Below are 9,602 nucleotides of genomic sequence, written 5' to 3' on the forward strand. Positions count from 1 at the left end.
GAGACGACATGAAATCGTACGAGATCGAATTCCACATGATCAATGATGAGGTGTTGACGCAAGTCGTCGAGGCAGATAGTCGCTATGCGGCACTTGAAGCCATCTATCAGTCGTTCCGGCATGCGTCGGATGGCTTCGTTCAATTCGAGGACGAATGGATTATTTTCCTCGATCATGTCGTGTATGTGAAGGCGTTTGAGATTGTGGAGTAGGAGGCAGCTATGGTGAAACATAATAAGTTGGTCCGAGACCGTGTACCTGAACTGATTCGTGCGGACGGAAAACGAGTCATCGTCAAACAGTTGAATCAAGCCGAGCACTTTGAACAGGCACGCCTGAAGCTATATGAAGAACTGAAAGAGTATGAAGAGACGAATATCGATGAGGAATGTCTTGAAGAGCTAGCGGATATTCTTGAGCTCGCTTATGAGCTCGGTAAAATGCATGGGGCTTCGTTTGATGAGATGAATGCGATTCGTGCCGAGAAGCGGGAGCGGAAAGGTGGATTTGAGAAGGGGCTGTATTTGGAGGAAGTTCTGGAATGACAAAAAATCACGCATCCGAAAAAGGATGCGTGATTTTTTAATTCATTGGCGGGACTTTAAGATGATGATGCTCTTGGTTACTTAATTCCTCGGCATTTATTTTATATTGTCCTACCGCCAAACAATGTGCTTTCTTTAGACCTCTTAGATCTTCAAGTGAGACTGCGCCAATACGATTAGCAATCACTTTTAATTCGCTGTCAGCTGGTGCAAAGTAAATCTTTGTAGCGGCATTATCCAAAATCGCAAGTTCTTCTTTATCGAAGTTGCTGAACGATTGTGTGGCGAACCAAGCCGACCAACCGAACTTCCGACCTTCTCTTAAGATTTTCTCAGATGGAGAACCTTTACGGAAAGATAGGTTCTGCGCTTCATCCAAGATGACCGGCATCGGTCGGCTTTCTGAACCAGATAAAGAATAATACCATAAATCCCAAAGAATAAACTCTGCTAGTAATTTTTTGATTTCATCTTGGTCATATCCCTCAAGTTGGATGACCGTCACTCCGTTGTTGTTGTCAAAAATCTTACTCCAATCGTTGTCCGATTCATAATCAAATGGATCCATATCGACCATTTGGGTGAGGCGGCTGATTACAGATTGGACTGTAGATTTTGAGGAAGTCTCGAGACTTTCTAACTCTTCGATGAGCAATTCCATTCGCATTTCTTCCCCATACTTCTCAATCCCGTTTTTCGTCGCCATATAAATGGCGTTTTTTTGTTGATCTCCTAAACCTCTGTAGACGGATGCGAATACGGCTGCCACTCTTGTGGCGACGGAAGTAATCTTTTCAGGTTCTTTCCGTCCGCTAATTTCTTTTTCCCGTCTCTTGAATGGGTTCAATGGGAATGACTCGTGGTATACGATGCGTTCTGTCAGTTTTGACCCCATACGATTTATAAATGTTTCATCAAGTTGTCCTAAAGTATAACTGTTTGAGTAGTCGATGACCAAAGCGGATTGATTCTGTTCAACCAATTGCAAGAGTAGGGACTGGACGAAGTACGTTTTTCCTTGACCGGATCGACCACCAATCAACAGATGTCTGTTTGACAAGCGCGAATGCCCATACTCCCAGTAGTAGTTTTTATTAAACTCGCTACCTAATAACAATCTGATAGCATTAAAACTATTTCCTGTAGGTGTGACAGGATTGATTGATGGAATCACTGGTTGAGGTTCTGTTGATTTTTTGCCGTTATCTGTCGAAACTTTTACAGCGACTTTTGCTCTATCTGTTTCGTCACTAACTTCTTTCGCGATTCGAAGTCTAGGCGTATGAGAAGAGGTCGCTTCATTTTTGATAGTAGACGTACTGCCTTTTTCTTTTTGTTTTGCATTAAGCGAGTCTAATGATTCTGTTAACACTTCATATCCATATTGTTCAGGTAATTCGAGAATAACGACCCCTTGGTTTCTCGAATGGCGAACAGAGTCCGAAGACTTCTTGAATGAAACGAGAACGCCATTTCCGAATTTCGCACGTTTCTCGTCGACAATTTCAAAATCATCGTTCATCAATCGGTCAATCAATGAAGCATCTAACCGATAGTCTTTGCTTGGCCAGATATCATTTTCCTGCATTTTTTGTGCGTTGTTGATAAAGAGTCTCGCAAAATAGTTGCGTAGGAATTTCGCATCAAACGTCATTAAGTCGAGCAAATGATCGTTTAAGCGAGCCTTCAGCTCTGAGATTTGTGAGATACCTTTTGTGATGACCGAGTTATCGTTCAATCCGATTTTCACTTCGACCGGGAAGAAGTGCACTTTCAAATCTGATTGATTGATTTCAAGACCAATCATCAACAAATCATCGCTACAGTTGCCTCTCCGTCCGATAGTCTTACCTGAAAATAATCCAGCTCGCTTACTCAATTTCACATTACCGGTTACTCGAACAACTTCTTCCATAGAGATTGGTACCCAGATTGTATTGTCTTCATTGAACAGTAACAGCGTTTCTTTAATCGCTGAAACAATGCTCATCTTTTCGCGCTTGTCGTACCCTCTCCCTTGAACAGCACGAAGTAACCATTCACCATTAAACGTATTGAAGGCTCGAATTGTTTCCTCGATTTGATTTTGAGTAGAGGTGACGCCTTGAGAACTGATGAATTCTTGGATGACATTGAAATATTGATCCGATTTGTCAGTAACAGTGATTGCGTCATATCCGTTCGTAGACGAATACTGATCACTATAATGAATGATAATCAAATTGTCGGAAGACGACTTGAAGAAATCAAGCCCGACCGGCGGATCGATGAAGGTTACCCAATGAGAAGAACCGTAGATTTTTTCAAGCGCACCTTTATCAGCTACATCAATATGCATCGTCAACGAAACATTTTTCATGTATGAACTATGTCCGCCATCTTTCATGTTTGCTGTCAGTTCATTGTAATGATAGCCGAATCGTGTCATGAGACTTCGAGTAACGTCAGCTCCTGCAGTACCAAAGCCAACACGGTACCCGGTTTCATTGCTTTGGACTGAAGAAACGGTAGTAAACAGCCCGTCTAAATTCATGCTGCTGGCCAACTCACTCATTGGTTGACTAACGACCCGAGATTCGTTCCCCATCTTATAGAATGAGATATGGGCATAATGTACAGGGGCATCAAAATTTAACTTGCGATACAGGATAGACTGCTGGAGTAGATGCAATACTTCGTCTGGCTCAAATTCATGAATAGACAGATCAATCCCGAATTCGTCTTTGAATTGTTCGCCCGTTTCGATATCGTTCAATTTATCAAACGCACTCAAACCAGAAGCGTCTGGAATGTACAATGATACTTCTAATGACTTGACCGCATCCAGGGTCCCTTTAGAAGAAATTTGTTGTTTGAACCATGAAATAATTCCTTTTAAAATTTCGTCGTCGTTTGTTACGTTGATGACATTCACACAGAGTGGAGCGGAGTTCTGAATCGAGAACAAATAATCATAATGTTCAGTGAAGTGATTCATTTTATCTTCGACCACTTTTGCTAAATAAGAATTGGTTTCACCTACACTTACACGTTCTCGCAATGTGTATTCATGCCACTCTGGCAAAGGAGATTGATCTGTCGGTTTAAGAAGCATTTCATGCATATTAAATGCATATGGCACGGTGTAGCTTGCTTTCAATTTCTTTAAGATGTTCGAATCAATGTCTTCAGACCCTAAAGCTTCGTTCACTTGCCATTGGTATGCGATGTTCAGAGGAGAAAATGGCGTCAATAACAAGCCGTCGATCGTCTCGATTTGTCCTAAACGATATAAGTTTCGTTGTTGAATGGTCATCAGTGCCTGAGAAGGGATGTTCTCAATTTCAGTCAAATACTCGTTCACAAATGTATAAGCCGCAGCTTGTACCTCGGCATCATAGTACAACAATGAAGGAATTGTGCCTTTGTTTTTGACCGTATTTAAAAATCCGTTATAACTTTGCTCAACAGAAGTAGGAATATCTAGATGGATGTTTTCAAAAGAATCATCAGATAATTGTTTTCCATACCGTACGTGATCATCCAACCACTCCTGCTCCATTTTGAAATAGTTTCTGTCAACGGAACGCGTTGAATAGGTACGTTGACCGTTATGGATTGTTTTAAAGTCTGAATCAATCAAAAATGATGTTTCGTCTTTTCGTTTTCTCGTCCAAATGCTAAGTCCGTCTAAGGGCGTGGTTTTTAACATATCATCTTTAATAGAAAGAGGAATTTCGACGTCATTTAACATGATCGAGAATCGAATGCGTGACTCTCCTTCGTCTAAAACATTAAGCGGGAGATTGATTACATCATGTTGATCAACCTCTAACGCCTCAGGGGAGTCAATGGTGACTTCAAGGCTATCCCCCGTACCATCGCCAAGTTCTATCACATTGTGACCATCTAGAATCAAGCGGATAGCTTGCTGACTTTTAGATGTTGTATCAACCAAGTATCTTGTTTGATACGGTGTCAAAAATTCAGGTGTCAATGGTACTACAGCGATATTGAATAAATACGTGGTAGATGACTGACCTTCATGTTTATACCGGACTTTTGAAAAAGTGACTTGATTTGAATCGACTTCCACTGAAGTGATGAGTGAATAACCTGAACTTGTCGTATTCTTCGAACTCTTGTTGTCTAAAAATTGTTTTGATGTATAGCGGTCAAATGGGAGATGAATCTGAATATCATTAGCATTTTCTGGAGCAAAGAGGATAATATGCCAAGTACGCTGACCGGATTTTGTTTCAGATTGCGGCCGTCTCCAAAAATAATGCCCTGAAACTAATGAGCCGCTCACTTTAGCTGTCATTTTTTCCGAAACAAATTGAATGTCTCGATTCGATTTTGCTTTTTCCTCCCACTTTTTCAAGACATCATAATCCGTTTGTTGCCACGTATCTTCTTTTAATTTAGAGGCCCCGTTATCAAATCGTTCTTCTAATTTTTCGCGCGAGTTACCTAATGTGAAATATCGCTCGACATCTTCGAACAGTTCATGGTTCTCTGATAAACGATTTTCGATTTGTTTATTAACTTTTTTCCAAGTAGAAGAACCGTATTTTTGTTCATCTCGTTCTCGGATGAGTGAAGATAGCTCTCCATCTTGAAAATATTGTAACGATGTATAATCTTCCATCGCTAAAGCGTCTTTATGAAGAAGGCCTAAAATATCAATGAAATCTAAGAATGAGCCATTCGTAATTTGTTTTTGATGATTGTGACGCTTTAAATAGTCTGAAACAATCATCTGTTCAGATTTTGATAATTGACTGCTGGCCAATTGGTTATCTAAATGTTGAATGATTTTACTGATATGCAATGGACGTCCTTCAGAAGTTAAGTCGATACTACCTCCACGAATGGAGTCATTTAAATTATCAGTCAAGACTAAGAGAGAAGTATTCGCCCATTTGCCAATCTGTTCACTCATCTCATTTCTTAACGTGACAAGGAAATCAATATCTGTATCGAAAGAGCTTGCCACGACTAATTTTCCAGATGAGAAGTTTAACGAAGTCGTGACATAGTCCTCGTTCCCGAATGGGTGTTTGTACGTAAATATGTTTGCGACGTTTAATGCTGATAATGCGTCATACATCTCTTTGACATCTTGTTTCGACGGAAGATAGACGTAGTAACGATCCGTTCTTTTTTGCTTAATTTCGTTATCGAAGAAATCGAGCAATTGTTGCGTGATGAACTTATAAAATTGATTTGACATACTGTGCATCCCCACTATCGCTTTTCTTTTCAAGGTAATTCAATTTGTCCAGTAACCCGACAATTTCTTCTTTTGAATGGTGATCGAAGAATAATCCTCTTGCTTCAAGTTCGTGCCAAAGTTTGTTCAATTCAATCTTTTCTTGTTTGATTGAGCAAGCTACTAATGCCAAAAGTTGTTCCTGATTGATGGCGAGTAATGAACCTAATGATCCGCCATGCTTCTTATAAAACTTCAAAACAAAGGCCTCAAGAGCTGCCGGATATCGAGATTTTAGCTCTTTATTCAATCCAACCGACACGGATTCAGCCAAGTCTCTGAATGCCTCGTCCAACGTTTTTGCGGAAGTGTATTTTGGTGTTTCGATTGCCTTGTATTTCGTATAAAAATTGTTCATCCAATCATAAAGTGATTGAACATAAGTATTTAAAGCTTCCTCGCCGTTTGACACCAATATTTCATTGAGGTGATGATAATATAGATTTTTTTTCGTTTGAAAAGCAGGTGTCTGACAAACGATATTTAATGCATGTTCATGTTTATAAAAGTCCTTTGCCTGTTCTTTTAACAATTTGTACCCATTCGTGTAACTGGTTCTCCAACGTGCCCCTTTTTCCCACTCCATCAAAAAGAAGAGCGGTATCATTTGTTCATGATCAAATTTAGTGAAGCGATTCGTTTGAAGAACCGTTTGAGAAATCATGATAAATGTATAGTGTACTAACAAGTGATTTAAGTTATCTAAAAAGAATTTTGGATTTTTAGATAGGTGAATCAAATCTTGTTTGAACTGTTCCTGTATATTCGGAAACAGACAAGAGTATGGACTTGTGAACGAACTTTCCTTTGAAAACTGGGTACTACGGAAAATTTGAGTCAATAAATCATTGTTGTCGTCATCAGTGAAGAGTGGTGAAAGTTCATCTTCGTTTCCTTCAATGAGGGTCCCATATACGTAGTTAATAAAATCAATCTGTCCGTTTCTTTCTTTTTTCTCACTTAACGTCAAAAGTGGTAATTGTGAAAGCCTTGAAACATCTGTTTCCTCAACTTTGCGTTGCTGACTCTGTAAAAAATGTTTGAACCATTCATTTGTTTCAGGTGAGTCGAACTTGCCGATAGACATAATCTGATTCATGTCCGTGCTGTTTTCTTCAGGAATAATAGGCTCATTGGAGAGTAGTCTTGCAAGTCCTCCGGTTATTGGCCAAAACCCGTTTTCAAACTTTGAGCGCTCAGGTTCACGAGTAGGTAAAGGTAAAACATACGTATCTTTACGTCGAGCATATCGATAACCTTTATTCTGAACTAAGAATGATTCAAGTCGTGACCAGTCTAGTGAATAGTCATTTAAATGTTGAACGTTAGTCATATTACTGTTTCACCTTCCTTACTTCAAACTTAGATTTGCTAAATTTCGGCTTAGTCAGTTCAACCATCGATCCATCATGTGTCGATACCAATAGAATCGATTTTGATTTATCAGTATATCGAATGAGTTCATCATAAAAATCGATAAATTGAACCGCGTCGCGCAAATCATTTCGGTTTGGACGATATCCGTCTTGTATTTTTACTAACAGACTATAGAGTTTATAGTCGAGATCGAATAAAATTTCTTTTCCGCCTACTTCAAAACCGATTCGAATAAATGGGCTAAAACGATAAAAATCTGAGTCTTTGTTTTCTGCACTTGCGAATAGACGTTCGTCTACAATCTCCTCAGCCTGAAACGGGTAGGCGACTCTATAATCATTATTCGCACCGTCGATATATAAATAATTTTCTCGTGGAGACCCGCGCCATAAGTAAATGACTTCTCGAATCAATTCAAATAATGATTCGATACTCTCTCCGTCACCGAGATAGTACGCCTTTAAATATTTCAAGAAATCTAGATAAGTGCGATCGGTTTCTTGTGGGTTCAATAGTGAATAACTTCGAATGAGGAACGACCCGAGTGCATTCATAGTATCTGTATTCTCCGGTGCATGATGAATGAATCGATAGATTTCTGCCATGTCACCTAAAGCATTTTTCGCAATATCTTGAGGCTGCTGTGCCAATACATATTTTGTAATCAATTGATCGAAGAAGTCGGTGCGGAACGAAACTGGATCAATTCGATGTAAAGCATTCAATATGATTGAACGATCCGGGTGACCAAAAATAAGGTTTGGGAGAGCTGCGTTCGGTTTATTTGGTTCAAGGCTTAAGTTTGATGGTGCAAGAATATCAAAAATGAAATTATAGAATGCTCGCGTTGAGATAATTAACTTTTCTTTCACCATTGTTTGGATGACGACATTTTCAACCGATTCTCTGACAGCTAAATTCGATAGAAAATCGTAATTGTCATGAATAATAGATTGGATGCCATTATTGACGTCTTCACAGTAAGCATCATAGAACGGATTGTCGTTCGACGTTAGGACCACTTTTTCTAAAATCTTCGAGAAGAACAAAGACTCGGCACCGTTTGTTCCTAAGCTATAAGTTTGGAAGCCGGCTATATTTAATAAGTGGAGTGACTTATCTGAATAGACAATGTGTTCTCCGTTTCCGAAAATGTCCGAGTCATCAATGAAGTTTCTGAGTGATTCGTATCGGTTTTCAGACGCTGCAAAGTTATAGAAGTTATGAAGAACTCCTAGGTTGATAGCAATCAGCAAATGTTTAGTTTCAGAATCCTGTTTATAAAAAGAAGATAGTACACTATCTAATGTTTCGATTGAGTTTTTTGATGGATCAAATGACTCGGTCGAATCGTTATGAATCCTGAAATCTTTGACCAAATGAGAATGTTTTTCTTTGATGTAGGCCAGTAAGTGACTCTTCCCATCTCCGACACTACCACTTAGCAAAATTAGTTGTGGTGTGGATTCATTGTCAATCGCCTCTAATGTTTCAATGAGAGAGTATTGAATCGGGCGATCGATATGCATATACTCCCGAAACTCCCCAAAGCTATCTGCATTGACGACCGATTCTTTCGAAGAAGATTGCAGCATACGCAGTTTATCTAGCAATTTGCTAGTTGTAGCGTCTCCATTAATATCTATAGAACTAACAATATCCTCGGTGACTGTATCTTTTTGGGCCAGGGGATTTTCGGTAGTGAATGAATCGTTTACGTTATCCTCTACAGTTGTTTCTTCAGGGATTGTTTCTTTGATTTCTTGAGTAGGTGGTTCTGAGAATGTAATGGGCTTTACTCTATGCTCTTTAGAGTCATCCAGTATTTCTTCTTTTGTGAAGACATCGCTGTCATAAAGTCCGGATGAATTCTCCGTCTCGTTGAGATATACTTCGCCTAAAGAGATCAATTTTTCAAAAGCTTCTAGAGTCTCAATTTTTAAAAGGTTACGCTTTGTATATAAGTCACTTAACTCTATGTAACGGTGAGCCCATTTTAACTCTTTCATCGATGCGTTTAGTTCGACCTTTAGTTTTTGCCAACCAAACTTGATGACGTGACGATCAAAGTATCGTTCAGATAGAGCTGGGCGCTTAGTGTTCTTTGCAAGCATATACATACGTTTTAAAGTTAAAGATTGGAAAATGCCGTCTAAGTAAACCATAGCCTCTGTAGGTGAATCAATCATCCACTTGTTGAATTCCTCATAAGTAAACTTTGTATCTTCCTCAGGAACTAGGTTCGTAACTAAAAAAGACCAGATTTTTTGGGTGTTCATTGTTAATCCCTTTCCTGTATGATGAATTATAAAATTAAGTGCAACACCCCAAAGTGAACACAAAAAAGCCCATAGCGACGGCCTCGTGTAGAATGAAGTTACCACACAAACATTCAGACGGAGGAATCGCTATGAGCTACACCCATC

The 9,602-nt window shown here is 39.4% G+C and carries 5 protein-coding genes; 2 read left to right on the top strand and 3 right to left on the bottom strand.

Annotated features, from left to right (window positions below; all coding sequences use genetic code 11):
• Positions 1-8: 8 nt before the first annotated feature.
• Positions 9-212: a hypothetical protein gene (locus EVJ30_RS07820; RefSeq protein ID WP_070327761.1), complete on the top strand. Its 204-nt coding sequence runs from the start codon at positions 9-11 to the stop codon at positions 210-212.
• Positions 213-221: 9 nt separating this feature from the next.
• Entirely contained in the window at positions 222-545 is a 324-nt protein-coding gene (locus tag EVJ30_RS07825) for a nucleoside triphosphate pyrophosphohydrolase (protein WP_131468604.1), read from the top strand.
• A gap of 37 nt (positions 546-582) precedes the next feature.
• Here the strand turns inward: EVJ30_RS07825 and dptH are convergent, their stop codons facing one another.
• The 3 genes from dptH to dptF are packed head-to-tail and all read right to left on the bottom strand — an operon-like array spanning position 583 to position 9,455.
• Complete coding sequence (gene dptH, locus EVJ30_RS07830; protein ID WP_161568823.1) at positions 583-5,760, bottom strand: DNA phosphorothioation-dependent restriction protein DptH; 5,178 nt, start codon at positions 5,758-5,760, stop codon at positions 583-585.
• Positions 5,741-7,132 (bottom strand): DNA phosphorothioation-dependent restriction protein DptG, encoded by a 1,392-nt coding sequence (gene dptG / locus EVJ30_RS07835; RefSeq protein WP_131468608.1) that lies wholly within the window; start codon positions 7,130-7,132, stop codon positions 5,741-5,743. The genes dptH and dptG overlap by 20 nt, the downstream gene beginning before the upstream one ends.
• 1 nt (position 7,133) lies before the next feature.
• The gene (gene dptF, locus EVJ30_RS07840) at positions 7,134-9,455 is read right to left on the bottom strand and encodes a DNA phosphorothioation-dependent restriction protein DptF (protein ID WP_131468610.1); all 2,322 of its coding nucleotides are present in this window, start codon (positions 9,453-9,455) and stop codon (positions 7,134-7,136) included.
• Positions 9,456-9,602 lie beyond the last annotated feature (147 nt).

This window comes from Exiguobacterium sp. SH5S13 (assembly GCF_004337085.1).
Taxonomy (GTDB): Bacteria; Bacillota; Bacilli; order Exiguobacteriales; family Exiguobacteriaceae; genus Exiguobacterium; species Exiguobacterium aurantiacum_A.

Coding starts and splice junctions, on each gene's coding strand:
- EVJ30_RS07820 (WP_070327761.1), top strand. CDS start 9: ATGAAATCGTACGAGATCGAATTCCACATGATCAATGATGAGGTGTTG.
- EVJ30_RS07825 (WP_131468604.1), top strand. CDS start 222: ATGGTGAAACATAATAAGTTGGTCCGAGACCGTGTACCTGAACTGATT.
- dptH (WP_161568823.1), bottom strand. CDS start 5,760: ATGTCAAATCAATTTTATAAGTTCATCACGCAACAATTGCTCGATTTC.
- dptG (WP_131468608.1), bottom strand. CDS start 7,132: ATGACTAACGTTCAACATTTAAATGACTATTCACTAGACTGGTCACGA.
- dptF (WP_131468610.1), bottom strand. CDS start 9,455: ATGAACACCCAAAAAATCTGGTCTTTTTTAGTTACGAACCTAGTTCCT.